The following is a 25205-nucleotide window of genomic DNA, read 5'->3' on the forward strand; positions in this document are numbered from 1 at the left end:
AATGATGCCGTAGCATTGCCAAATATTGTCAATCATGGGTTGGGGCTGAAACATCAGTGCTTGAAGTGAATGTCGACAAAATTGGTAATAACCCAGCCAACGCCGCCGCTCAGACCGACAGCGACCCAGTATAGCCAGCGGCTGGCATTGCGCACGCCGGTCGCCTGCACTTGCACAGTCTGGACGGCCTGGACGGTCGGCTTCATCTCGGCGATGTCTTTGGTCGCCGTCGAGATCTGCGCGCCCATCGTCGTGACGTCGGCCCTTAGCGCCTCGACCTTTTGATGCAGATCCTTGCGGCCCTCCGAGGCTTTCTCTTCCATCCGCTGCCAGGTCTGCAGCAGCGTCGAGACGGTCGACTCGAGCCCGCCGATCTTGGCGGCCATTTGAAGCAAGGCAGCATTTACGCTGGCTGTTTCGTCGCCGCTCATTGCACCTTCTTTCGCTTGAACAGGCTGAAACCGTGCGCCGGCACATCCGCCGGCGGCGAGCTCTCGCAGGCCACGCCCTCGACGCGGCCGATGCCCTCGCGAACGTCCTGGTATTGGCAGACGGCGCGACGCAGGCAGGCATTGACCTTTGCCAGCGCCGCGCGGTCGGTTTTCCAGAGCCGCTCGATCTCGCCGGCGTCGAGCTCGCGGTCAGGCGTATCGACCGGCGCGCGCTCGCAGGCCGCAACGTCCGCCGGCAGCGCCGGAATGTTCGGCGCGTCCGGAGGCGGAGGCTGCAGCTTGTCGACGCTACCGGACCCCACGCACCCGGCGAGACATGTCGCGAGTAAAACACTTGTTAGTATTAGCCGGCGTTGCATCGATTGCCCCCTGGTTAGACTGGATCTGCGCCTCGGCCGCCGCAGCGCGCTTGGCGTCGCGCTGCTGCAAAGCGTTGGCGAAAACGAGCTGGCGATCCTTCTCGGCGAGGCGCGCCTGCAATTGCGCATTCTGCGCGGCGACCTGCGCCGCCTCGCATTTGGCATCCGCCGAGCTAAAGCCGGCGTTGTAGAGATGCGCGCCGCCGGCGATCGCAGCGCCGCCCGCGACGACGGCCAGGCCGCCGGCGAATAGCGCGCCGGCGGCAAAGGGCGACAGGCTGACGCCGGCGAGGCCCGCCAGGCGCATGACGATTGCGATGATCCAGCTCATGCGTGTTTTCCCGCGCGATAGTCAGCCAGGCGGCGCCGCTCGAGCTGGTCGGCCACGAACCACACCAGGACGCCGACGCCGGCGACGACCACCAGGGCCGCGACCCCGATCGCGATCGCCTGGATCGCGCCAGGCGTGAGGCCGAGAGCGCCGACCGCGTCCTTTGCGGCCGAGACCTGCGTCGCGCGGTCCGTGAGCCAGGCGAGCACGCCGGCGCCACCGAGGCCGCTCGAGCTGCCGAAGATCTTGCCGGCCCATCCCTTGGCGCGATCGGTCAGCGCGATGGTCTGCGAGCCCTCGTCGCGGAGATCCTCGACGGTCGCCGTCGCTCGCGTCTCGGCGACCGGCCGAGGCGCCTGCGGCTTGCCGAGCTCGGCGATCAGCTGGTCGTCGATCGCAGGCGTCAGCGGCAGGCCGCGCGCGTTGCGGTAGGCCAGGATCATTCCCTCGGTCCGCCCCTGCGGCGATGGCTCGCCGTCGACCTGGCCGACGTCGTAATAGCCGAGCTCGCGCAGCCGCCCCTGCACATACGCGACGGCCTCCGGATCGACCGGCGCCGGCGTCGTCGCCAGCTTGGCATGCTCATGCGGATGCGACGTTGCGAGGCCGTGCTCGAACAGCGCCGCCTCGTCGTCGCGGCGAATGCGCAAGCCCTTGCTGTCGGGCCAGAGCCGTTTCATCGAGCGGATCAGGCCAGGGATCTTGGCGAGCTCGCCGCTGCCGATCGCGCCCTTGATCTGGCGCATCTCCGACCAGCGCGGTCCCGGCTTGTTGAAGCCGCCGGCGTCGCGGTTGAAGGCGATCGAGAGGATGACGCCTTTACAATCCGGCGAGAGCTCGTCGAAGCCTGGCAGCAGCCGCCGGCAGATCGCCAGATAGCGCGGAATGTCGTGGCTCGAGAAAACCTCGAGCGCGACGTCCCAAGGGATGTCGACGATGCCGCGCAGCCTGCGCGCCAGCATTTCCGCCGCCAGCCCCGTGACGCCGCAGCACTTCGCCAGCGCCTTCAACATTGCATCCGGGATCTTGCCGGACCAATCGGCCATGAACTGCTGCCGCGTCGTCTGGCCGACGTCATAGCCGCAGCCGATCGTCACGCCGGACTGTTCGCCGGGCCAGGTCGCGCCGCGCAGATGCTTTGAATACCAGGGCGGGCTGGTGACCTCGGCGCTGACTATCAGGTCAAAGGTCGCACGGGAGATTCCATGCAAATCGATAGCGCTCGCAGAAACCGCTGCGTTGGTCATCGTGGATAATCCTTTTGTGGAATGAAGAAACGCGGCCCGGTCACGCCAGGGCGTTCGCCCGTATCAGCAGTTGGCCGACCTGCTCGTTGGAGCAATCGACGCTACGGACCGCTTGATCTTGAGTGGCAGGTATGGCGGGCCGAATACCCTCTGAGGTGGCCTTAATTCGGCGGCCGAAGGCAGCTCTTAAGCCAGCCAATGAGGGTTCCGGCTTTCATCGGATCATTGGGCTCGAATGTCGCTAGCTTGCGGTCGGACTTCCACAGCTCGATGGTGCGGCCGTCTACTAGCGATCTGGCCCGTTCCTTGGCCATATCGTCGTCGGGACAACTTAAATCGAGGCGCTGTTTGATGTGTCCGTCTTTGCCCAAGACGTATGCTTGATACGCGGGCATCGCCCATCTCCGATAGGAGGAACCTATGGAACTTACTAGGACGCCCGGAACCTGGGCTTGGCAAGCGGGCACCTTTTGAGAAAGGCCCACCAACCGTAAGCGCGATTTTCTTCGCACGCCGGCGGTTTTGATGGATTGCCCTGGTATCGGGCGATACCGAGCCGTTCAGGCAGTGGCGGCTTTGTGGAAGTTGAAGGGCAGCAGGTCTGTAATATCGGCGTCGCCGGCGCGCTGAGGCAATTCGGTGAGGACGTGGCGCAACCACGCTAACGGCTCGACACGTGAGGCGCGGCAGGTCAGCATCAGGCTATAGACGACGGCACTGGCCTTGGCTCCGTCCACGGTATCGCTGAACAACCAACTCTTCCTGCCAGTTGCAAAAACCCTGATGTCGCGCTCCAGAAGATTGTTGTCAATCGGCATGCTGCCGTCCCCGGTGTAGCGCGTCAGATATTCCCATTGGTTTCGGGTGTAGGATACGGCGTCGCCGAGCTTGCTGTCAGGCAAGACCTTCGGGGCCATGTCATCGAGCCATACTTTGAGAGCATTGAGGATGGGGACACTATGTTGCTGGCGGAAGCGGCGAATGCAGTAGGCCTGTGTTTCACCCTTCTCCGGTATTCCGTCCCACGCCCGCCTTTCAACCCGGTAGAGCTGTTCAAAGAACCGCAGCGCTTGCTCGGGCGGACCGCCGCCCTTCTTCCTGGCTTTGAGGGCATCGACAAAGCGCCGCCGGGAGTGGGCCATGCATCCAATGTGGGTGGCCCCTTCCAGCGTGCGCCATGCGGTATAGCCGTCACTCATTACAATGCCACGGTAATCGCCGAGGAAGGCTTGCGGGTGGATTTGGCCGCGGCCCGGCTGATAATCCAGAAGAACGATCGGCTCGTGGCTGCCCTTGCCGCTGCGATAAGCCCACATGTACGATGTGCTGGTGGCCCGTTTGTCCTTCTCCTTGAGGACCTGAACCGTTGTCTCGTCGCCATGGATGAGAGGTTGTGATCTGAGCCGCAGCTTCAGGGCGTCGTAGATGCGATGCAGATGCTTCTCGCTCGAGCCAATCACCCAGTGGCCCAAAGCGCCGCGGCTGACAGGAACACCTGCACGTTCGAAGGCCTGCGCCAGGCGGTAGAGCGGCGTGCCATCGACATATTTGTGAACCAGCGCGAACGCCAGCGTCGAGGGCGTGGCAACGCTGCCCGGCAATGGTTGCGGCGGCATCGGCGCGGTCACGACAGGGGCGTGGATCCCGGTGCGATCGCAATGGCGGCACGCATATTTGAAGCGCACATTCTGTAAAACCTTCGCCTTCACCTCGATATGAAGTTGCTCGGTGACAGCCTCGCCCATGCGATGCATCTGGCCACGGCAGCAAGGACACGCCTTCTGATCGTCGGACAGGTCATACTCGACGCGCTCACGAGGTAGGTTCCCCGGCAGCGGCTTGCGGCCGCGCTTCTTTCCCATTGTGTTTTCGACGGGTGGCAAGCCCGTGTCCGGAAGTTCGGCGATATTGTTCGTTTCACTGCCGGCGTCCTCCTCATCGGAGGCCTGCTCGGCTTCATTGAAGAGACGATCAACATGCTTTTCGCTGCGCGGCGCAAAACGATGCAGGCGTGCCAGCGCCAGTTCTTCCTCGAGCTTGGCGACGCGGTCGGCGAGTTGATGGTTCTCCGCCTGCAGCGCAGCAATGCGTGCCAACAGCACTTCAACACTCGGATCGCCGGTTCGATTCATCGAATTCTTGAATCTGAACCGTACCGACGCGTCAACCGCTCAACTCGAGAGCTCAGCCGGCAACCTGATATTGCCGCACCGGATGGCGGACCATCGCATCGATATCGATGCCGTCAAGGATCCAGTGCAATTGCTCCGTCGTCAGCGTGACGATCGCCTCCTGGCGGCGCGGCCATCGGAACCTGTCTTCGGTCAGCCGCTTCAGGACCAGTACAAAGCCGGACCGATCGAAGAACAGAAGCTTCATCCGGTCGCAACGGCGATTGCAGAACGCAAAAACCGCCGGAGTGAATGGATCGAGCGCCATCGTCTCCTGGACCAGGACCGCAAGGCTGTTGATGCCAGCCCGGAAGTCGATCGGCTCACGGTGCAGATAGACCTGCAGGTCATCGCCCAGCGCTCCGATGATCGCCGTCAATGCATCCACATCGCCGCATTCCAGCGCGAGCTTCACGCCATTCGGCAGCGACACGCTCACTTTGGCCGGAGAACAAAAAGCTGGAGTCCCTTTGGGTTCCGAACCACGCACTTCATCGTAAGCCGGCAAATCAACCGTCGCCACGCTGTCTTTTCGCGACAGGTCCCGCTCGGACTTCCCCTCAAGCTGAACCGGGATGAACGCCGGGCGTGAGGACGGCGGCAGCGACCTGGTCGCGCTGTGCTTCTTGATCCACTTCCGAAGGAGGTTCGCGTTGACCCCATGTTCGAGTGCAAGCCTCGATACCGAAACCCCAGGCTCAAGGCAGGCCGCGACAAGACGCTCTTTCGATGCCGCCTCGTAGCGCCGGCGACCGTTCCGGCCGACAAGCCTGACCCGCAGTTTCTGATCATCGTCGCTCATCACAAGGTGTCCACCTATTTTGGTGGACACCTCATGCATCAGGACTCTCAAAAGCAAAAGGTGCGGAGAAATTCGCGCTTACCACCAACCTGAGGTACTCCAAACTAGTTTGGGGCGATCAGTTTGGCCCGCTCTGGGCCATAGCGAACCGGTCAGACCAGGGCGTTTGCGCGAATGAGGAGCTGGTCGACCTGCGCCTCGGAGAGGCCGAGGACCGCGATCATGTTTTGCACCAGGGGATCAGCTCGCCGGAGCTCGGTCGCGAGATCCCACTCCTCCTGGACATTCGCGTCCGCCGCGATCGCGGCCTTGACCGCGGCCCATGTGCCGAGCTCGTCAAAGGCCCGTTTCAGGCCGAGCTTGGTGCAGGAGGCCGGCACCGGCGCCGGCGGATTCAAAAACGCCATGACGGCCGGGTCATCATCCGCGACCTGCTCGGTCACGATCGGCGCCGGCTGCTGACAAGCAAACCATCCAACAATGGCGCCATCGCTGTTTCGCTCTACAAATCCCATGCTGCCCTCTCCTATTCGAACGGATCATACCAACCGCGCGTGATGATACGGAGCGTGACCCCCGCCGCTGATGCTCGCGCCGCAATCCGTCGTGACGTATCAGTCCAAACGCGAATTTCAGCGAAGCCACCCATGGAGGCTGAGGTGACTTCGCCCCCCGTCGCGCCGTTGGCGTAATTCGGAGCGGCGTCGACGGCCGCAACGTCGTGGACCCACCATTGAGTGTTTATGGCCGTAGCCCAGCCGATCACCGTCAGAATCGCTTGCACCTGCACACCGGGCGGAACGCTGCCAAGCGCGAAGGTTTGCAGCGTCGTTCCGAGCGCGGTATCCATGTCCAAAGCAATTCCCGGCCACCAGAACTCGCGCCCCCGCTGCAGGATTTGCAGAAATACGCTGCCGTTCCAGTAGACGGCGCCGATGCGACGGAATTGCGTATAACCGCCCGGCAGTGTCGGCGCGGTCGCGCTCAACGAATAAAGAACATCGATCGAACCTGAACCGGTCGGGTTTCTGATTACGAATACATGATAGAGCCCGGTAGCCATCGCGCCGGTATCGAGACCGCCGTTGCCGTTGCCGACGTTCCAAGCCCCTCCCGCTTTTGAGATCGGAGCGCCGAGCGTGATCATATCGAGTTGATTGCGGTCACACGCCACGCCAGCCGAAACGCTGAAACTGGCAATGCCCGTCGACGTGATCTTCAATCCTGCCAGGGGCAGCCCGCGCAGCAATGGCGGAATCCCGAGATTGACCACCGCAGCTGGCTTGTTCGTCAACTCGGCAAGATTGAGGCTCGACGTCAGATCGCCCGCGCCGGGCTGACCGACGCGGTTGAAATTCCAGTCGCCGAACGTGCCGGCGCCGTTCGCTTTGTCGGCCGTCATCGTGATGATCTGCGCAAGGGGATCGTAGAGACAAACGCCCTCCATCCAGTTCGACGGCGAGGCATTCGACGATGCGCGCAGACGGACGCCGTTCTGATACGAAAACCCCGTGACCGCCGAGAACACTTTCGTTCCCGTGCCGATCGCCAGCGCGGTCGCGCTCGTCGCCTCCGTTGCACTCTGACCGATAAGCAGCCATTTGCCGGCCGCCAGGTCGGTTGCGAAGGTACCCGACAGATGCGGCACGACGCACTGATAGATATTTTTGTTGATCGGGTGCACGACGATCGACGCCGGCGGACCGACAACGTAATTTTGGCCGGTCGCCCATGCCACAGTTTGCAGCCACGGCAGCGGCCCCGTCGCGCCTGTATCGCCCTTGCTGGCGAGCAGCACCCAATAGGTCGGATCAGGCGGCGCGTGACCGGAGCCAGGCGTCGCGTTGATCCAGACATAGCTGGAGCCGTTCGCGGTCGCGACGTCCATCAGGCTATAGACGCGCGCGTTATCGTAAGGCGCCGGATCTCCGAGCGGCTTCGACACGCCGACAAACGTCCACACGCCGCCGCTCTTGTACCACTCCTTCCCAGTCGCCGGCTGCCGCGCATATTGCCCCTCGTCGCCCTTGGACGGATCGGGACCGGCCTGGTCGGCGCGCACGAAGATGTAGAACCCATCGGCCTCGAGCGCGCCGGTCAGGCGGATGACCTCGGCCGAGTTTTGCGCGCCATTGAAGCGCAGCGGACTGGTCTGCAGGATCTGGTACTTTGTCCCGGCCGGCACCGCTGCAAACGGCCATTTGGCGATGACGAGATGCGTGTCATCGGTCACGCCAAGGATGTCGACGCCGGCGAAACCGTCGACGAGCAGCTTATCGAATTGCTGTACGTTCGACGCCCAGAGCGGGCCGCCGGCGCCGGCAACGGAAACCGCGCCGGCGCCGATGGCTACGGTGCCGGTTGCATAGATCAGGTTCGGCATGGGTCGGTTTCTCCGAGATCAGCTTGGTGCGAGCGCATCGATCTGCGCCAACAGGTCGAGGATCTGCGACGGCGCGGCGCCAGCATCGGGCCGGGCCGGCCAATTGCGCGCCATCGCCGGCGCGTCAGGCAGATTGGAAAGGTCGCGGAGCGCCTGGCGGAACGCGGCCCATGCATCGCGGTTCGCGACCGGCCGATCCGGCACCATGTATTGATCCGTCGACGCCAGCTCCGCGGAAACCGCGAGCACGATCGCGAGCGCAAGCCGCTCGATCAGAAGCGCGCGCTTTTCGGCCGCGGGTCGCGCGACGATCACGTCCTCCGGCTTCTGAAACGGACCGACCAGCGCGACGTCGACCATATGCTCGAGCGGATCGATGTCGCGATCGTCTGCGGTCCGCAGGATCTCATGATCGGGAAAATTGCTCTTGCCGTCGATCGGCTCGGCATTTCCCCACGACCGGATGTAGCCGGTCGCAATGCAAAAGTGAATGATCGTCATCGCTTTGCCGCCATCACAAACATCGAACCGGACGCGACGCCCCAGAAGCCCGGATTGCTCATCGTCACGCTGACAGGAATCGCCATCACGCCGCCCGTTGCCGTGACCTGGACTGACCCCGAAAGCGTCGGCGTGAAAGAGACGTTCTGGCCGGAGAAGGCATACTGCGAGACCACAACGCCGTTGAGCGAAGCGGTGAACGTGCATGAGGATGCGATACTGCCCGACTCATAGACCACAAGCGGGCAATTCAAGTAGAGCGTCATCGTCTTGCCGGCCAACCCGGTGGTGTCGAGCGACAGCGTGGTCCCCACGATGACCGTCGTTGAACCGCCGACGCCGATCGCACTGACGCCCTGCACGATCGGCGTAATGATCGCGTTGTCGCCGATGCTGAGGCTCTTGACGCTGAGCGCACCGATCACGCCGCTGTCGGACGTGATCGCGCCGGTCTGAATGTTGATGGCCGTCACCTGGCCGGCGCCGATCATGCGGGTGAAGATGCTGCCGTCGAGATAGACATTTGCGGCGATGCCGACCGCCGGCTGGCCGTTGAGCGTGCCGACCGTGAACACCGGAATCGCCGCACCGCCGTTATAGCCGTTGAGCTGGACCTGGAATTTGTCGGACTGGACCACGAAGGCCGACCAATTAGCACCGCCGTCGAGGCGGATACTGCCGGTCACAACGCCGTTGACATTGATGCTGATACCCCAGCGCGCGCCGACGATGCCGTCCAGCGTCGCAATCGCGGTCGCCTGCTCCGTCACGGAGGCATTGAGGTCGCCGAATTGAGCGGCAACCGTGACCTTGTAGTCGGCGAACGCGGTCTGGGTGTCATAGGCAACGGTCCGGACGTCGTCGACCGACGCGTTGATGCCGTCCGCCGTCACCTGGACCAGGTTCTCGACCTGCTGCAACTGGTCCCAGGCCTGCTGGTTGCCCGCCTGCTTGGCAAGGGTGATCCGCGCCGCGACCTGCCGCATCTGGTCGGACATCGCGGTCTCGAGATCCGCGATGTCCTGCGCGTGCTGCTGCTGCAGGGTCGTAACGGCGTATTTGATGCCCTCCTGCAGCGATTTCAGCGCGACCGCGCCGTCCGAAATGACGATCGTCGGTGCCTCGAGGTCGACCGTCGAATAGGGACCGCGCAAGGCCGCGTTGACGGCCTGGACGCGCAGCCGGAGCGCCGCGTTCTGCACGACCTGGTCGAACTGGTTGGCCGCGCCCTCATAGACCTGCGCCCAGGACGCGCCGGCGTCATAGGAGACATCGGCAATGTAGTAGAGCGCGCCGGCGGCCGGGAACCAACTTGCCGACAGCATCGGCTCGGCCGTGCCCTGCCCGAAGCTGGCATTGAGGCCGGCAATCAGCGGCACCTTGTCGTTGCTCGGAAACTGCGGGCTCGGCAGCACCGGAGGGTTGCCGAGATCGGTGGCATGGACGCGCTGGTCGTCGACGACCAGGCCCAGCGTGCACTGATCGCCGTTCGGCGCGCCATTGAGCACGACGCAAAGCCGCGACTGGTTATCACCGCTGCCGATCTCGAAGGACGGATCTTCGCCGCCATCCTCGCGGGCCAGGACGGCCGCGAGCGTCGTCGCCTGTGCGGTCTGCGCCGCGGCCAGGCTGCCGGCATCAAGCACGGCCTGCGACGCGTCTGCGCCTTCGGTGCACAGGATCGGGCCGAACGATTTGCCGTTGGCCTGCCGCAAGCGAATATAGGTCGGGCCGCCGTCCCAGCCAGGCGCGGGATTGAGCGTCAGCGTGCGGCCTGCGACAGCCACAACGGCGCCGCCATAGCCATAGGCCATCGGCAGCGCGGATTGCACCCGCACCACGGAACCATACGTGATCGCCCTACCCTCGTATTCGACGTCGAGCTGCACTGTCTCGCGCCGGTAGATCGATTGCAGGTAGTAGAAGGCACATTCGCGGAACGCCTGGTCACGGTTCACGATGCCGTCGACGCGCTTGGTCTCGGCGGATGTCGCAGTGAACCCAATGGCGTTCGGCGGATACTGCACCTGCGCCGGCAGCCAGGTTTCCTCGTCGAGATATTCGACGATGACGGCGTCGGGATCTTCCTCGCCCAGCATCTGGAACGAGACCTGCATTGAATCCCGCACGATCTCGCGATCGCTGAGCATCATGGTCGGGACGTCGCGCCATTCGTCGCGTACGATTGAGATCGTGTCGCCAAGCCAGAAGTGCCGCGCCCTTGACGGCGTCAGGATCTTGTCGAGCGCATCCGGCACCGCGACCGCAGTCGTAAAGCGATAATCGAACATGTCGCCGCGATTGGCGCAGCCGATCGCGTGGTTCATGACCGCGTTGAAGTCGACCTTTGAGATCGGCAGGCCGGAGCCATATTGCGCGCTAGTCGCGGCGTCGAGAAACGCCCATGCCGGGTTGCGCGTCGCCTGCAGCACGAAATTCGAGCCGTTCCACACCAGCAACTTGCGGGTGCCGAGCACGCCGAACTTGTAAGCGCCCTGCGTTGACTGCGAGGCCAGGAGGCGGATCGCGACGGTCGAGACGTCGGGAAACGAATTGTTGCCCTGCAGGAACGAGCGCAGACCGGCCCATATAGCCTGGTTGGTGCCGAGCTCCGTGCTGAAGGCCGCGTCATCGCGGCGAAAGCGCACGGCATAGCGGCCCGGCGGGACGTCGACCTTGCGACTGTCGCGGATCGGGCTGGTGCTGCCGTACAGGAATACGCCGGAGAACAGCGGCTGAAACGCGCCGATCTGCGCGCCGGCGTCGTTGATCGGGCAATATTCCGCGGTCAGCGGAATGCGGGCGTAGCCGATCTTTGCGCCGTTGGCGCCCTGGTTGAAGGTGGCGCAGCCGCCTGGCAGGACGAAGTCGACCGCGAGCGACTGCGCCAGCGTGCCAGGCGGATTGGCCGCGAACGGGCCGAGCCAGGCGCCGGAGGTCGTGGCGCTCGGCGCCACGAAGAAGCCGCCGGCCGTGCCGCTGCCATCGGGCAGCTGCTGGCCGGACACCTCGGAGGACTGGTCGACATTAGTCGGGAACAGGGTGACCGTAGCGCCCGGCTCATAGAAGGCGATCTGCGCGCCTGGAAAGGTCGCCGAGATCCCGTTGGTCGAGTCCCACAGGACCGTGTCGTCGACATAAATCGCCTCATATTCCATGCTGCCCATGGTCGGCGACAGCAGCACGTTGAGGTACTGGTCATTGCCGACGAATTCGCCCCAAGGCGTCGCGGCGAAATCCGGATAGTCCTTCACGCGGCCGTACCAGACCGGCAGCGGCTGGCCGAGCTTGGCGACGTTGCCCTGCGCTGCAACCGAATAGATCTGGTCCTGCGTCGCCGATGGCGTATTGGTCGCGCCGGCTTTTGGCGCCACCAGGGCGTTGACGAGCAGCGAGCCGCCGACGCCGATCGCCGCCGTCGTGGCATAGGCGCCAAACGTTCCAGCTCCGAACAGCGCGGGTCCGGCCCAGATGGCGAACGCCGAGACCGCGACCAGCGCGACCAGGCCGATGACCTGCTTGACGGCGTTGCCGCCGCCATTTCCGCCGAGCGGATAGGACATGAAGCGAACCGCGTCGGCCGATCCGATACGACGCGACCGCCAATCCTTGCGCAGCACGGCCTCGCCATTGATCTCGAGGACGGTCGGAAGGCCCTTCTTGAACTGCCAGCCGAATTCCCGATCGTGCTTTGCCCAGCCGGTACGCCGCAGGAAAGCCGTGACGGTCTCCCGCGGGCGCGGCTCGGCGCGGCCGACCTCGAGGCCAGGCATCACCAGATGCAGCACCGGCTGGCGCGCGGCGGTACTGCGCCGCGCAAGGCGAGCGCGCGGCCGCGGTGCGCCGACTTCCGGCGCCCGCAATCGTTTGACAGATCTGTGCATGTTACCTTGGCTCGAAGAAGGAAAGCTTTTTCCAGCCCATCTGGCGCAGCGCCAGGACGGTCTCAAAGGCAACGCCGGTCTTGCCGTCGCAGTGAATGACGCGTGCCTCGGGCTGCATCCAGACGCCGATATGCGCGGGAAAGCGCAGCCGCGCCATCAGCACCAGGGCGCCGTCCGCGGCCGTCACCAGGCCGCCGGGCCCTTGCGGCGCCTCGCGCCACAGCGCGCGCTCCGGATGCCCGGCGATCTCCTCGAGCACCCAGCGCTCGGAAAAGCCAACCGGCACTGCAACGCGCGGCAGCTCGCGGCTGAACAGCTCGCGTTGCACATGGCAGGCGAAATCCCAGCAGTTGCGGGACTGCCAGGCCCATGGCTCGCCGATCAGCGGCGACAGGAATGACGAACGATCAATGGACAAGAGCCTGTTGCCTTCCAAACGGCTGGGCGGATAACCCGACGGTAGGTCAGCTCATTGAGAAAGAGCGGACGTCGGTCAGCTTGACCGCCAAGGGCGCCTTTTTGGACCATTGAGGAAAGGGGGGCGCCCTAAACCTTCGTATCGTTCCGTTCACCCCTCTAGATGCCGGACGATAACCTACGTTCAGTTGAGCTGTTGATCGTGACCGTCTTAGGCTCCATGCGTTTGGAAAGGCGCACAGGCTCATCAAGTGCGACAGTGAAAAAGGATGATCGGCGAACAGCTGCGATAAGGCCAAGAGGAGACTACAATGCTCAATTGCTCCGAAAGCATTAAATCTGGCAGTGCCGCGCGATGCGCAGTTTGTGATGGCAAGTTCGGTCTCGTCCGGCACTACTCGTGGCGAACGCCTCTTTGTTCCAAGAAGTGCGCCGATCGATTCAGAGCTCGCAGGGAAAGTGACCGCAATTGGGTGGGTTGGCTCCGGGTCACCTTCAACCAGCTGCTAGAGCACCGCGCGAGGACTTTGTGATGGTCGAGGTCTCACAACGAGGCAAGGCATATTTAGAGACAGCATGGACTTTGCTCCGCGCAGCCCAAACCATGACCGACTCCACGAGTGCGGGTCAGATTAGGGCCCTTGCCGACGACTACGAGCGGCGAGCTGAGAAAGCTGCTTCGCATGTTGATGCGGCCAAAGCATTCTCACGATCGGCTGCTAGCGATGAACGTCGAATGGCGTGCATGACCGGGTGGGCATCTTCAAACACGTCCCCCGAATTCTGTACCATTGAAGCGCTGAACCTGCGCCCCGGCTCCAAGGAGCTGGAGGCATTCAACGTCGAGCGTGTGCGCGGCTACCTCGAATGCAATCTCGGCTGCAAGAAGAAGGAAGTGATCCACGCGCTAGGCCTGAATCCGCGCACGGTGGCCAAGGCCATCAAGATCATCCGGGCAAATGCTCATCGCAGCGATGGGGCTCTCCAGCCGTGATCAGGATCATCGCCGTGCTCTGCAATCTCTCCTCTCCGGCAAATTGCCACGAGCAGACCTTTACCACCTCAGACGTCTCGATGCAGTCCTGCCTGATGGGTGCGCCGGAACTCGCTGCGTGGATGAAGGAGCACCCGGCCGAACGCCTTGCGGGATGGCGCTGCGTGATCGGCAAACAGGATGGCAGGGGAGCTTAGGGTGGAAAGCCGCTTCCCCGGTTGCGTTGGAACCGTTCCAAAGGGTGCAATTACTGATTGGGACCGTTCGATAGACACCAAGGCCTGCCGATCGAGTGAGCCCTTGTTTAAGGTGCATGAGCCCGGAAGTGGCCCAAGGCTGACATTCGACGATACCTTGTGCAAGGTGGCTTTGTGAAGGTAAGGCGGACTTCGGCACCTTAAGCCAGTAAGGATGGAAACTGCACATAATCGTAATTCCTGGTCAGCCTCGGAAACCGCTTGTTCTGCAGGTTTTTGACCATGACCGTCCCGGTCAGCGATGCGCCGACCATCTGCACGCTGCGCAGCTCGAATTCGATCGGCCCATAGGCCGGCTCGGTCAGGTCGCTGCCGAGGTACTCGCGATAAAGCACCTGGATATATTCGCGCGTCCCCTGCGCCGCGCGGATCTTCGGCACCAGCTCGCGGTTGACGTTGTCGATCTTGATCGTGGTCGACGGCGGCTGACCTTCCTTCTGCTCGGGATAGCCGGCCTGGAACGGACACGCGATGAATGTCACGGTCTCGCCGGCGTTGCGCGGCGCGCCCGCCTCGAGCCCAAAGGCCATATCGTCGCCGACATTGGCGACAACCCGCGCCGGCTGGTCAAACGACGACTGCCAGAGCTCGAGCGTGTAATAGATCCGCGCGCTAGGCGGACAGGAGGCATAGGCCTCGAGCAGCGCTTCATTGTGCGTCGGCATGGCTAGACGTCGTAAACCCGCAGCGTCATGCGGACGTCGACCTGCCCCGGATTCGGCCAGCTCGCGATCAGGGAAGTGCCCGGCTTGATGAACTGGCAGACCTTGTTCGCCAGCGACGTTCCGAGCCAGACGTCGATGGTAAAGCGCGCCGTTCCGAGGTTGAGGGTCGTCTTAACCCACTCGACGAACGTGTCATAGTCGGCCGCATAGAAGCGCACCGTCTGCGTCACCGTGCCGACATTGTCGCCAGGTCGCGGACGCTGGCGCGTGTTGCCCTGCTCCATATCGGTCGCGATCGGATCACGCATGCGCTGCAGACCGAAACCCTCTTTGAGGATGACGGCGTTTGCGATCGGGAATGCTGGCAACGCCATTGGATTATTGCCCCGTGAACGGTTTGACGCCGTACTGGTCGCCGAGCACGCGCCGACCAGTGCCGGTCGACAGCGAGTCCCCGACCGCGCCGTCGACCATCTTGCGCAGCGTAACCGTGATGTCGCCGTTCGGCGCCTGCTCGACGCTCGGCGTCGCATCCGTGTAATTGTTGATGGTGACCTGCGGCGGCGTGCCTCCGCCCCCACCGGCACCGAGCGCGGCCATTTGACCAGGCGTAAAGACGCCCTCGCCGCGCTTGGCGATGATCGGGACCTCGTCGCCGGCGATGCCGCCAGTGTGGAAGCGCGGCGCATCATCGAAATAGGTCGAATGGATATAACGCATCGACGTCGGCTCGGAGCCAATGATGCCGCCCGTGTGGTAGAGGCCGCCGAGGCCGCCGCTAAAGCCGGTCGACGACGTCGCGCCGCCGGCCGACGCGCCGCCAAGCGAGAACAGGCCGAGGCCGCCGGCAGCCGACTGCAGTGACCGCATCAGCGGCTCGACGATCGTGATCTTGATAATCATCTGCTCGATCGCCTTGACGATCGCATTCGACATATCGGTAAAGCCCTGGCCGGCCGACTTGGCGCCCGTCGTGATATCGGTCAGGCCGTTGACCAGGTCGCCCTCGATCGAGGACGCGATCCCCTTAAAGGCATTGTTGGTGCGGATCGCCGCCGCATAGGTGCTGTCCAGCGCGGCCGGCACGTCGTTTCCATAGATCCCCTTGAGCTGCGAGGCGATCGCGACGTCGTCCGACGACAGGAACGCCGTCTTGCTGCTGAAATCGATTTGCGAGCTTACCTTGGCGCGCGCCAGGGCGTCGGCGGCAGCAGCCGCGCGATCGCGCAGCGCGGCGAACTGCGCGGCCTGCGCCGCCGTTTCCTTGCCGTTATTGGCCTGCACTGCCGACGTCTCGGCGGCCGTCGCGCGGAACGACGCGAGCGCGGCATCGCCGAGCCCGACCGCCCTGGTATCGGCCTCCTGCGTCTCGGTATGCTTCCGCAGCGAGTTGATGGCGCGATCGACGGGATCTGCGGCCACATCGCCCCGCGCCGCCACATTGGACGGCCGGCCGAACTGCAGCCCGGCCAGGCCCGCCTGCATCGACTTGAGCGACGCTGCCTGCCCCTGCCAGGCGAACTCGTTCTGCGCGTTACTGGTGTCGGTGATCGAGGAGCCCGTCCCGGCGTACCACTTGATATCCTCTGGCCTGATGCGCTCGACCGACGAGCTCAGGATGCGGCCGGCCGATTCCCAGAAGTCGAGCGAGAAAACCGACGCATTCTTGAAATCCGACAGGGCGCGCTCGGTTTCCGGCGTGATCCCGATCCTGATGCCGACCGTCTGGTTTGTGCCAGGGCCGCCGACAGCGCCGGACAGGGCGTCGAGCTGCTCGTTTGCCGCCTTCTCGATCGCGTCCCGGTCGATCGACTTGATGAATTTCGCCGCCCGCTCGATCAGGTCATCCAGGAACGGCAGCAGATCCGCGAACGCTGCTTTCATGTAGAGCGACCATTGGACCGAGCTCTTGCGCCATTCCGCATCGAAATCGGAGGCGCGCTTGACCGTCTCGTCGTCGATGACGGCGCCGGCAGCCTGCGCCTGGTTGCCGAGATCCGCCATCGCGCCGGCACCCTGCTGCAACAGCGGCACCCATTCCTTGGTAAAGCCAAGCATCTGCGCGATCGCGATCGCGTCCTGCGGACTGCGTGCACGGCTGACCAGGTCGGCCGCGATCTGCAGCAGCTGGTTCTGGCTAATCAGCTGCCCGTTGGCATTGCGCAGGCTGATGCCGTTGGCATCGAACTCTTTCGACAGTGAATTAGCGTTGCGCTGCGCGTCGTTGAGCAGCTGCGCCGACTTTTCCAGCCCCGCATTGATCTGGCTTTCGGTCAGCCCTGCGATCTGGCCGCCGAACTGGACGCCCTGCAGATCCTTGAGCGACAGGCCGACGCGATCGGCAAGCGCCCCCATGTCGGCGAGCGACTTGTTAAAGCTGACGACATAATCCAGCGCCTTGTTGACCGTCGCCGCCGCAGCGACCGCACCGGCGCCGAGCTCGATCAGGCCGACGTTAAAATCCGTCGCCGCATCCGTGCCGCGTTGCGCGGCGCCGGCGGCACTGTCCATTGCCCGCTCGTAATCGGCCGCGCCTTGCGTATTCGCGTCGATAACGAGCTCGGTCACGACCTGGTCGGCCATCAATCCACCTGCAGTTTTGAGTAATCGACCAGATAGAGATCATCCAACATTTCGATGATCTCGAGCTCCCATGGAGCCAGGTCGGTTTGCGTCCGACGCAGGAAAGCGTCGATGTCCTGCCATTCCAGCGGCGACAGCGCGAAACCGTTGCCGCCTTTGCGCCGGCGCATCCGGTCATAGATGCGCCAGAGATAGAGCAGCCCCGCCGGCATCGGCGGGACCTTGAGGATCGCTTCCCGTTCGGCCCTGCGCTTTGGATCGCGCGTCCTTAGCAGGAGGCCCTCGAGGACCTGGCGATAGGTCTCGCCGGCGTCGCCGGCCCTCGAGGACAGCAGGAAACTGCGCTCGGCGTATGCCCTCAAGTCTGACTTGAGGGCCTCGTAAAAGCCCGCTCGCTCGTCAGGTACTCAGTGACCTGGACGAAGAAACTGCCGAGCTCCGGCCGCAGGAACAGATTGACTGCGCTCTCGAGCATGAACGGGATGGGATCTGGCGAAACCGTCGTGAACGTTGGATTCGGCGACCAGCCGACGATCCGGCGGCAAACCTTTGTTACGTTCTGCCGGCGCCGATCGGCCACCGTTTCATCCTCGGTTTTCCATTTGCGGCCGTTGACCTGCGCGAACTCGATCGCCTTCTCCTTCTCGATCGCGTCGCGGGTCGATTCATTGTTGAGCGCGATCGTCTGCGGATGCGCAGGTCCGGCGAGCTCGATCACCCAGCCGATCGGCGTATCCGTGCCAGGCTTGCGGATCTGCAACTTGAACGTGTCGACGGGCAAATGCGCGGAGAGATCGAGGATTGCAGTTGATTCAGTCATGTCGGGTGCCTTTTGTCGGAAAGGTTGGCCGCAGGGTCCGACAACCCTGCGGCCGGTTCTCGCGAGAACATTCCATCGGCCTATGGTCGGCGCCGATCACTCAAACGCTACGCTGCGGTAGTCTGGAACGAGATCATGCTGTTATTGCCGGTCGCCGAGGTATCGATGCCGACCAGCGCCGGCGGGACCGTGATCGTCTGCGTGCGACCTCCGCCTTGCTTGGAGAGCGCCGAGGGATCGACGCCGCCGAGCGTGAAATTCGGCACCGTGATCGACATGAAGTCTTTCGGCTCGCTCATGTTGTCGACGGCCAGGATGTTGAGGGAATACTGCGTTTCGCTGACGAAATCGGCCAGCAGCTGCAGATCCTTGCGCAGCATGGTCAGGTTGAGCGAAACCCGCAGCGGCCCCGTGAACACGTCCGGCGCATACTTGATGTTGCCGGAGCCGAACGCATCCGGCGCGCTCGGCTGGATATCCAGCGACAGATCGAACGAGGTCAGCTCGACCAGGTCGACGCCGCCGAGCCGGATCGTCGCGTCGACGACGGCGAACGGCGTCCCGGCCGTCTCCGACGGGTTGGTGAAGTATGCGGCCTCCAATGGCCGGATCTTGCCGGTCCCGATGCCGCCGGGATCGAACGTGATGATCCCGTTCGGTGCCATCGAGAATTTGCCCGTGCCCCAGACGAAATCGTCGAGGACGGTCGCCTTGCCGATGTCGCTCTCGAATTCCTCGATCCCGAAATAGCGCCGGACCAGCGCGGCCGGGTTGACCAGGCGCTTGCCTGGCCGCGTGATCGTGCAATTCGTATCCGGCGCTGCATTGGCGATCAGCGTCTCCGGCACCGTGATCTTGTTCGCGGAGAGCGCGGAGATCCGCAGATTGCGAGCATTGTTGCCGGCGTCCGGCAGATTGGTGGCGCGGATGATATCGCCAACCTTAAAGCCCATGTCGATCGGCGAGCCGTTGGCGAAAACGATGCCGTCCGCGGCCGTCGTCAATGACGTGAAATCGGCCTGCGTCTTGCTAAGGGGCGCCGCATCCCAAGTGCCGCGCATGATCGCCTCGAGGATCGCGTCATGCGAGCCGAGCCACATTTCAGCGTTGTAGCTCGACGAGGTTTTCTGCGTGCCGTGACGGCCGCGGATCGACATGCCGTCGTTGCGGATCGTCTGCGATTCCGTGGCAGCTTTCGATAGCTTGGCACCTGGACCGCCGGAGATCGGCAGCACAGTAGCGCCGGCGCCGCCCGCGGCGATCTGGCCGAGGCCAGCCTGCGCCTTGTAGGCGACGCGGCCGGCGGAATTGCTTTGATAGACCATGCGATCAGTCTCCCGTTTGGATCAGCCGATGAAAAAGAACTGGAAAGGAATCACGACGACCAGGCCGAACCAGTTGCCGTCGTCGGAGGCGCTGTCGCCGCCCTGGACGGTCGGCCCCTCGCCGTTCTCGTCCCAGCAGCGCACGCAGGCGCCGGGCTCGGCGTTGTAGAACGTCGCATCCTTGAAGAGGTCACCGGCCTGGCCGGCGAGCGCGAGATGCGCGGCGAACCCGTAGCCCTTAGGCACGAATACATGCACGAAGATGTTGCCCGTGATTAGCCAGGTCTGGTTGCCTGGCGTGCCGACGCCGCGCTTGCGCCGCAGGGTCTCGACGACCTCGAAATAGCACCAGGGCGTGCCCTGCGGCGGCCAGGGTGTTTGCGGCGGATCCTCATTCTGGAACGAGCTCGGCGCCGCCGTCAAGCCGTCTACATAGCGCGCCCGCATCGCGGCGACGGCGCCGGCATAATCAGCCATGGAATAACCTCTAGCGTGCCCGGATCTCGAGGGCCGGCTGCCGGACGAGCCAGTCCTGGCGCGCCTTGTCCGACATGTGGCGCCGGCCGGCCTTGATCTGCTGCGAGAAGGCGGCATAGGCCGCGACGTCACCGAACCGGACCGGCATGAACGTAAATTTCACCGCGGCGCGATTGCCGAACCGCGCAGCGACGAGCAGCGCAGTTTCTTGGTAGACCTTCGGCTCGACCTTCATTTTCATCCGGCCGATCTCGATCTTGCGCGCGTAAGGGACCGGGTTGGAGATATTGATCTGGTCGCCGCGCCGGAATGCCGAAACGTCGCTGACGACATGACCATTTAGGAAAACCGTGTGGCTATCGCGGTAGAGACCGGGATGCGGATCGTCGACAGATCCGACCGGCGATCGCTGCCGCAGCGTCTCGATCGCAAAATCGACGATGTCCTGCATCGCCAGGTAGCGAAAAACGATTCGCATCAGCCATCGACCGAGACGAGCTCGTCATGCGGGCCTGTGACGATCTCCTCGACCTCTGTCGGCAAAACGCCGTCGCGGTCGAGATCGGTCATCTCCTGGTCGATACGCTGCAGCATTTTGGCCCGCGCCTTTTGCAGCGCGCGCTCTTTCGCCTCCTGGAACGCCTTGCGCGCGTTGAGGCCGGCCAGGTCGCCCGTGATGACGAACCGGGCCTCCTCACTGGTCGAGATCCCATTGCGCGCGGCGTCGAGCCTGCGCTGATAGTCGGCCTCGTCGAATACCTTGCCCATCAGCCACGGACCTGAATCTCGAAAGCGATGATCTGGCCCTGGACGCGCCTGGTCGCGTCGTCAACGCCCATGATGCTGACCTCGGCGCCGGCGATCACCAGGAAATCTCGATCCGTCAGCGGCAGCATGGTCGACAAGGCAACCTTGCCGTCCGGCACTGCCGCCGAGGGATCATTCAACAGGATGACATGCCGGTCGCCCTGGCGGATCTCGCCGACAATCTCCGCCGGCTGATAGCCCTTGACCTTCGCCAGGGCCGCCGCCTCTTTCGCGACGGCGCGCGCCGGTCCGACGCCGGCGTAACGCCGGACCAGGACGGTCTCGCCGTTCTCCTCGAGCGCGCGGATATGCTGGTCGAGGGACTCGTCCGGCGTCACTGGCCGTCAACCTTGCTGGTGATGACCTGGCCGACCTCGGAGCCGCTCGAGCCGGCCTCGCCATCGTTTGGGCCGCCATTGTCCCCCGCGATCATGCTGCCGAGCAGCTGCTCGAGCTGCGCCGAGTTGTTCTCGAGCTCGCCGGCGTGGCCCTGCAGCGCCTTATGCTGCTCGTCGATCTTGTCGAGCACGCGATCATAGCGCTGGCCCGTGACGCCGATATCCGTCTCGAGCTTCCTTGCCCGCGCCAGGCGCGAGCGCATGCCAGCGAGCTCGATCGGCCGTTTGATGTCGATCATGTCGATTCCCTCCAGGATCTCCGGATGCCGCTCGAGCAGCTCGAGCCGCAATTTCAGATGCGCGATCGCGACCAGCGCCGTGACGCGGTCCATCGCGCGCTCATTTCGCGCGAATGCGCAGCTTGACGACGCGCTCGAGCTGCTGCCCCTTCGCGGTCTCGATCCGGTTTGCGATGCTGTAGACGCGGCCGAGCTCGCCGCCGGTCAACGTCACCAGCGCGACGGTCGCCGTGTTGCTCGAGGCGCTCGCGACGATGCCCTGCGGCAGCACGTAGCTCGAGGCCTTGATGCCGTCTGCCGGCGTCACGGTCTCGCCGGCGGCGAGGCGCGCGCGCTCGGCCGGCGAGAGCAGAACGTCGAACCAATCGAAACCGCGCTCGACGACCTCCGCCGGCGCCTTGGCCGGCCAGAACAGCAGCGTCCGCGCGTTGCGCGGCGCCTTGAGCACGCGATCGGCCATCACCAGACCTCCGACAGCATGAGCAGCGAAACCGCGTCAGGGATCAGCGTCTTGACGTCTGGCGACAATTGCCAGGCCTTGTCGCTGACGCCGATGACGAGATCGCGCACCAGCGCGGGATTTGTCTCGCCGATGCTGTAGAGATGCCGGATCTGCAACAGGATGCAGGTTTTGACGATCGCCGGCAGATCCTCGAGATCCTCGTAACCGGCGTCGAATTCGATAACGATCGGCTCCGGCGCATGCGAGAACGCGAGCGGCCAGGACATGCCGAATTTCGGGAAGATGCGGACACTATCGCCCGCGGTTTGCACGACATAGCTCGCGGGATCGAGCGTCTGCTGCGTCTCGGTCGCCCAATCGACATACTTAATCGAATGGATCGCATCATAGGTGACCGGCGCGATCGGGATCTCGATCACAGGCCGCCAGCACGGCAGCACCCATTGGAACGTCCGCGGCACGAAAGCGCGCTGGACCAGGGCCTCACAGTGCCCCGTTGCTGCGCCGATCAGGCCTGAGATCAAAGCGTCGTTTTTCGTGCTCGAGACGCGCAGCTGCGCCTTGGCCTCGTCGAGTGTGACGGGATAGCCCGCCGGACGCTGGGAGATGCGGAGCATGTCGGGAAGCCCTGCCGGAAAGGGAAAGAGGCGCCTCGGCCTGGTGCGGCCGAGGCGCTCGCGGATCAGCCGACGACCTCGTCGACGGTTGCCGCATCATTGTCGGTTGCGAACCCGTACCGCGCATCGAAACCGAGTACAGAGCAGCCGACCAGGCTCGCGGCGACCGCAGGCGTCACTGACACCTGGAAGAAACCAAAGCCGTTGTTGATGTCGAGGTCCTCCTGCTTGAGGTTGACCAGGACCTGCTTGTTATCGTCCGCGCCGGCTTTCGTGAGCTGCGTGATCGCCTTGCCGACGATGTCCTTTGCACCGGCGCCGGCGGCCGAGGTCGCCTGCTGGATCTTGGCGTCGACGGTCGCCGCAGCGCCGAGCGCGCCGACCGAGATGACGGCCATATAGTTGTGGAACTTGCCGGCATCGATCCAGCCCGTGGTCAGCGCGGCAGCGGAGGATTGCGGGTTGATCGAGTCGACAACGCTGACGCGCTGCGACGGCTTGAGATTGGTGTGCATCTGCACTCCTCATGGTTTCGGGAAACTGAAACGCGGCGTTACTCGCGCCGGCCAGGTCAGGCCGGCGCGCCGTCATTGTCCGACGAGCTCGCCGAGCTCGATCAGCGCGCCTCGAGCGCGACGAAATGCGACTTGGTGTTAGCGCCCTTGGCCGGCGCGACCGGCGCCGACAGATAAGGCTGACCGCCCATCCGGAAGATCCAGCGGAAGGCCGCCAGGTTGTAGTCAAAAAACAGATGGATCGAGGCGGCGAAATCGATGCCGCCGCCGGCCTTGGTCGCGAGCGCATAGCCCGAGAGGTCGACGCAGGTCAGATCGCCGAGGTCGCCGAGCGTGGCACTGTGCTCGTTGAAGATCAGCGGACGGCCGAGGAAAACGCCGCCATCCGGCGCGCCGGCGAGCGGCTGATTCAGCGGCAACCAGGCCGGCACGTTGCCGATCGTCAGCTGACCTACCTGCGGCAGAATGTCGGAATTGCCGAGCCACATCGGCCGTCCACCCATCCGCAGCAGACGCGAATACATCTTGAGGACGTTCGCGACGTTGATCGTATCGGCCGCCTGGCCTGCTTCCTTCGAGACGGTCACCAGCGACGGCGCATTCATGAAGCCGAGCGGCTTGCCCTTGCCGTCGCCAGTCATGACCGCCTCAAACGCCTTCCAGCGGATCGCGTTTGCGGCCTGGTTGAAGATGCGGTTCTGCAACCGCGGCGCATCGTCGAGGACCTCCTGCGAGGCCAGCACGAAGGCGTAGAGCTCATGCAGCTGGATGATCTCGCCGGTCATCGCCGCCTTGGTCGCGATCAGCTGCGTGCCCTCGGAGCGCCAGGCCGCCTGGACGCCGGACGCGCCCCACGGCGTGGTCTCGTCCTTTGCGATCGCGATCGAGTTGCCCTGCGTCGGCTCCGGATTGCAGAAGCCGAGCAGGTTCTGGTCGTCGAAAACGAGCGCCCAGATCTGTTCGCGATACTCGGTCGGCACCAGGAAGCCCTCGCCGTTGCCGCCCTGGTTCTGCTGGAAATTGGTCGGCGCCGCGCCGAGACGCGGATCAAGGCCGCCGCCCGTCATGGCGTTGCGGACCGAAACCGCGAATTCCGCGACGCTGCGGAAACCGCCGGTCCGCTCCGGATTGATATCGTTGACGACGGTCGCCAGCGCAGGGCCGCCGAGCGCGGTCGAGGAGCCGAACAGCGCCGTCCGGCGCAGCTTTTTTTCCTCGGCGGCGATCTGCTTGTCGAGCTCGGCGACCTCGGCCTCGAGCGCGTCGACCTTGGTCTCGAGCTCGCCGACCTGCGTGGTCTCGGCCTCGGTCAGAGTAGCCTTGCCCTGCAGCGCGTTGAGCTGCTCGAGCGCGGTTTTGCCGTCCTTTGCCTTGTTGGCGCGGGCCTGGCGCAGCTGCTTGATGTCCACTCGCATGGATCAGTGACTCCTGGTTGGTTGTGGGGTTTGCCTGGACGGAGAAAGAGCCCGCGTTCCCGCTAGTCCAGGCGATGGCGCGGGTCGAGCAACTCAGGAACTGAAACGGGAAATCGACCTCGGCGGTCGGCAATGGTTGAACCGCGATCTTGATTCAGATCAACGAGCTTCGTGATCGCGCCAAATAACAGACCGATTAGGTAGGGCGATTAGTTGGTGCGTGCGATGACGCCGACTTGGTATGTCACTTTTGAACCTCGTAAACGCGGCACGCTGCCGAAGCCGCGAAGCCCCCGGGAAACAAGGACTTTCGCTACGGAAGCAGAGGCCAAGGCATTCGTTCGTGCAAAGCTCGACCAAGATCTCTCTGTATTTGCGGGCACGATCAATCCGCACGTGCCCCGGCAACTCATACCGTCGTCCCGCATCCAGGCTTGGCTTGTCGATGAATGAAAGGTTGAGCGAGATACAGGTGCGATCGGGCGACGATCACCAGAACCAGCGGAATTGCCCTCGCCGTGCCGCCAGAAGAATCGGCGGCTGGGCGTTTCGCCTCGGTCGAGCCGCAACGTGCAACATCTTGCGTTGTCGCTTGCGATCGATGGTTTCAGGCGTGCGTGTATCCAGTTTCGGATGCATCGCGAAAGAGTTCGCCACTGTTGGGCTCCGTGCGACGGTAACGGGCGGTTCGGCCACATCCGACGAAGTTGAGACGTCGGTCGCCTCGGCCACGGGCGCAGCGGCGACGATCATCGGCGATCGGGTATCGAAGACAACAAGCTCGGGCCATTTGCGATCTGAATGGATGCGTATGATCGGCCGGTCCGCAGCCGCCTGATCGACGGTCGGGGCCCTTGGCAGCCAATAATCTGCAACAAGGAGCAGTGCGAGCAACACTGCTCCGACCTTCCAGAAATATGCCACCAGTGGCATGCCGGTCGCTCCGGTGCATCCCCGAAACATTGACCTCGGCTCGTCCAGCGACGTCGTCTATCGAGCCACATGGCGGCGATGGAACCGGTTCCTCGCTCACTCTGCCCGCGCCATCGCCCATCGCGCTCCGTTAATAGACACCCCGCCGCA

30 protein-coding genes and 1 pseudogene are annotated in these 25205 nt (G+C 63.8%); 2 read left to right on the top strand and 29 right to left on the bottom strand.

Translation table 11 applies throughout. The features are described 5' to 3' along the window. Positions 1-53: 53 nt before the first annotated feature. The 13 genes and pseudogenes from HU230_RS13980 to HU230_RS14040 form a co-directional block, all read right to left on the bottom strand. Positions 54-431, bottom strand: coding sequence for a DUF1515 family protein (locus HU230_RS13980; protein WP_176531162.1), 378 nt, complete (start codon positions 429-431; stop codon positions 54-56). Continuing rightward, positions 428-754: a hypothetical protein gene (locus HU230_RS13985; RefSeq protein WP_176531161.1), complete on the bottom strand. Its 327-nt coding sequence runs from the start codon at positions 752-754 to the stop codon at positions 428-430. Before HU230_RS13985 ends, HU230_RS13980 begins: the two co-directional genes overlap by 4 nt. Beyond that, positions 741-1142, bottom strand: a complete 402-nt coding sequence (locus HU230_RS13990; RefSeq protein ID WP_176531160.1) for a hypothetical protein — start codon at positions 1140-1142, stop codon at positions 741-743. The genes HU230_RS13985 and HU230_RS13990 overlap by 14 nt, the downstream gene beginning before the upstream one ends. Beyond that, positions 1139-2389: a lysozyme family protein gene (locus HU230_RS13995; protein WP_176531159.1), complete on the bottom strand. Its 1251-nt coding sequence runs from the start codon at positions 2387-2389 to the stop codon at positions 1139-1141. Before HU230_RS13995 ends, HU230_RS13990 begins: the two co-directional genes overlap by 4 nt. Positions 2390-2550: 161 nt before the next feature. Further along, positions 2551-2784: a hypothetical protein gene (locus tag HU230_RS14000; RefSeq protein WP_176531158.1), complete on the bottom strand. Its 234-nt coding sequence runs from the start codon at positions 2782-2784 to the stop codon at positions 2551-2553. A gap of 165 nt (positions 2785-2949) precedes the next feature. Further along, on the bottom strand, positions 2950-4521 hold the full coding sequence (gene tnpC, locus HU230_RS14005) for an IS66 family transposase (protein ID WP_166213725.1): 1572 nt from the start codon (positions 4519-4521) through the stop codon (positions 2950-2952). 52 nt (positions 4522-4573) lie between these two features. Continuing rightward, positions 4574-4939, bottom strand: coding sequence for an IS66 family insertion sequence element accessory protein TnpB (gene tnpB / locus HU230_RS14010; RefSeq protein ID WP_224944155.1), 366 nt, complete (start codon positions 4937-4939; stop codon positions 4574-4576). Continuing rightward, positions 4913-5362 (bottom strand): annotated as a pseudogene (gene tnpA, locus HU230_RS14015) (IS66-like element accessory protein TnpA); the annotation flags it as partial. The pseudogene tnpA and the gene tnpB, both read right to left, overlap by 27 nt. Before the next feature lie 152 nt (positions 5363-5514). Next, entirely contained in the window at positions 5515-5805 is a 291-nt protein-coding gene (locus HU230_RS14020; protein WP_176531156.1) for a hypothetical protein, read from the bottom strand. Positions 5806-5888: 83 nt separating this feature from the next. Continuing rightward, positions 5889-7745 (bottom strand): hypothetical protein, encoded by a 1857-nt coding sequence (locus HU230_RS14025; protein WP_176531155.1) that lies wholly within the window; start codon positions 7743-7745, stop codon positions 5889-5891. Between the two features lie 18 nt (positions 7746-7763). Continuing rightward, the gene (locus HU230_RS14030) at positions 7764-8246 is read right to left on the bottom strand and encodes a phage tail assembly chaperone (protein ID WP_176531154.1); all 483 of its coding nucleotides are present in this window, start codon (positions 8244-8246) and stop codon (positions 7764-7766) included. Then, complete coding sequence (locus HU230_RS14035; RefSeq protein ID WP_176531153.1) at positions 8243-12130, bottom strand: host specificity factor TipJ family phage tail protein; 3888 nt, start codon at positions 12128-12130, stop codon at positions 8243-8245. The genes HU230_RS14030 and HU230_RS14035 overlap by 4 nt, the downstream gene beginning before the upstream one ends. A 1-nt stretch (position 12131) precedes the next feature. Next, on the bottom strand, positions 12132-12548 hold the full coding sequence (locus tag HU230_RS14040; protein WP_176531152.1) for a hypothetical protein: 417 nt from the start codon (positions 12546-12548) through the stop codon (positions 12132-12134). Positions 12549-13151: 603 nt separating this feature from the next. On the opposite strand from HU230_RS14040, the gene HU230_RS14045 reads away from it, so the two are divergent. Further along, on the top strand, positions 13152-13541 hold the full coding sequence (locus HU230_RS14045; RefSeq protein ID WP_176531151.1) for a hypothetical protein: 390 nt from the start codon (positions 13152-13154) through the stop codon (positions 13539-13541). Then, the gene (locus tag HU230_RS14050; protein WP_173642961.1) at positions 13538-13738 is read left to right on the top strand and encodes a hypothetical protein; all 201 of its coding nucleotides are present in this window, start codon (positions 13538-13540) and stop codon (positions 13736-13738) included. The genes HU230_RS14045 and HU230_RS14050 overlap by 4 nt, the downstream gene beginning before the upstream one ends. A gap of 200 nt (positions 13739-13938) precedes the next feature. On the opposite strand, the gene HU230_RS14055 is transcribed toward HU230_RS14050, so the two are convergent. The 16 genes from HU230_RS14055 to HU230_RS14135 all read right to left on the bottom strand — a co-directional run bounded on the left by HU230_RS14055 (position 13939) and on the right by HU230_RS14135 (position 25055). Then, positions 13939-14463: a DUF1833 family protein gene (locus HU230_RS14055; protein ID WP_176531150.1), complete on the bottom strand. Its 525-nt coding sequence runs from the start codon at positions 14461-14463 to the stop codon at positions 13939-13941. A 2-nt stretch (positions 14464-14465) separates the two neighbouring features. Then, positions 14466-14837 (bottom strand): hypothetical protein, encoded by a 372-nt coding sequence (locus HU230_RS14060; protein WP_176531149.1) that lies wholly within the window; start codon positions 14835-14837, stop codon positions 14466-14468. A gap of 4 nt (positions 14838-14841) precedes the next feature. Then, on the bottom strand, positions 14842-17046 hold the full coding sequence (locus tag HU230_RS14065) for a hypothetical protein (RefSeq protein ID WP_176531148.1): 2205 nt from the start codon (positions 17044-17046) through the stop codon (positions 14842-14844). Then, positions 17046-17408, bottom strand: a complete 363-nt coding sequence (locus HU230_RS14070) for a phage tail assembly chaperone (RefSeq protein ID WP_224943270.1) — start codon at positions 17406-17408, stop codon at positions 17046-17048. The genes HU230_RS14065 and HU230_RS14070 overlap by 1 nt, the downstream gene beginning before the upstream one ends. Then, entirely contained in the window at positions 17405-17866 is a 462-nt protein-coding gene (locus HU230_RS14075) for a hypothetical protein (protein ID WP_166295042.1), read from the bottom strand. Before HU230_RS14075 ends, HU230_RS14070 begins: the two co-directional genes overlap by 4 nt. A gap of 107 nt (positions 17867-17973) precedes the next feature. Then, positions 17974-19191: a phage tail tube protein gene (locus HU230_RS14080; protein ID WP_173642957.1), complete on the bottom strand. Its 1218-nt coding sequence runs from the start codon at positions 19189-19191 to the stop codon at positions 17974-17976. A 21-nt stretch (positions 19192-19212) separates the two neighbouring features. After that, a complete protein-coding gene (locus HU230_RS14085) occupies positions 19213-19668 on the bottom strand; it encodes a hypothetical protein (protein ID WP_176531147.1) in 456 nt (151 codons plus the stop codon). Between the two features lie 10 nt (positions 19669-19678). Continuing rightward, positions 19679-20146, bottom strand: coding sequence for a hypothetical protein (locus HU230_RS14090; RefSeq protein WP_176531146.1), 468 nt, complete (start codon positions 20144-20146; stop codon positions 19679-19681). Continuing rightward, entirely contained in the window at positions 20146-20436 is a 291-nt protein-coding gene (locus tag HU230_RS14095; protein WP_176531145.1) for a hypothetical protein, read from the bottom strand. Before HU230_RS14095 ends, HU230_RS14090 begins: the two co-directional genes overlap by 1 nt. Further along, entirely contained in the window at positions 20436-20813 is a 378-nt protein-coding gene (locus tag HU230_RS14100; RefSeq protein WP_176531144.1) for a hypothetical protein, read from the bottom strand. The genes HU230_RS14095 and HU230_RS14100 overlap by 1 nt, the downstream gene beginning before the upstream one ends. Next, complete coding sequence (locus tag HU230_RS14105) at positions 20810-21205, bottom strand: hypothetical protein (protein WP_176531143.1); 396 nt, start codon at positions 21203-21205, stop codon at positions 20810-20812. Before HU230_RS14105 ends, HU230_RS14100 begins: the two co-directional genes overlap by 4 nt. Before the next feature lie 7 nt (positions 21206-21212). Next, positions 21213-21572: a phage fiber-tail adaptor protein gene (locus HU230_RS14110; RefSeq protein WP_176531142.1), complete on the bottom strand. Its 360-nt coding sequence runs from the start codon at positions 21570-21572 to the stop codon at positions 21213-21215. Then, a complete protein-coding gene (locus HU230_RS14115; RefSeq protein WP_176531141.1) occupies positions 21572-22192 on the bottom strand; it encodes a head-tail connector protein in 621 nt (206 codons plus the stop codon). The genes HU230_RS14110 and HU230_RS14115 overlap by 1 nt, the downstream gene beginning before the upstream one ends. 65 nt (positions 22193-22257) lie before the next feature. Further along, positions 22258-22707, bottom strand: a complete 450-nt coding sequence (locus tag HU230_RS14120; RefSeq protein ID WP_176531140.1) for a hypothetical protein — start codon at positions 22705-22707, stop codon at positions 22258-22260. 101 nt (positions 22708-22808) lie between these two features. Next, positions 22809-24122 carry a phage major capsid protein gene (locus HU230_RS14125; RefSeq protein WP_176531139.1) on the bottom strand — a complete coding sequence of 438 codons (1314 nt, stop codon included), beginning with the start codon at positions 24120-24122 and terminating at the stop codon, positions 22809-22811. A 489-nt stretch (positions 24123-24611) separates the two neighbouring features. Then, positions 24612-25055: a hypothetical protein gene (locus tag HU230_RS14135; protein WP_176531138.1), complete on the bottom strand. Its 444-nt coding sequence runs from the start codon at positions 25053-25055 to the stop codon at positions 24612-24614. Between the last annotated feature and the right edge of the window lie 150 nt (positions 25056-25205).

The sequence above is a fragment of the Bradyrhizobium quebecense genome (assembly GCF_013373795.3).
Classification (GTDB): domain Bacteria; phylum Pseudomonadota; class Alphaproteobacteria; order Rhizobiales; family Xanthobacteraceae; genus Bradyrhizobium; species Bradyrhizobium quebecense.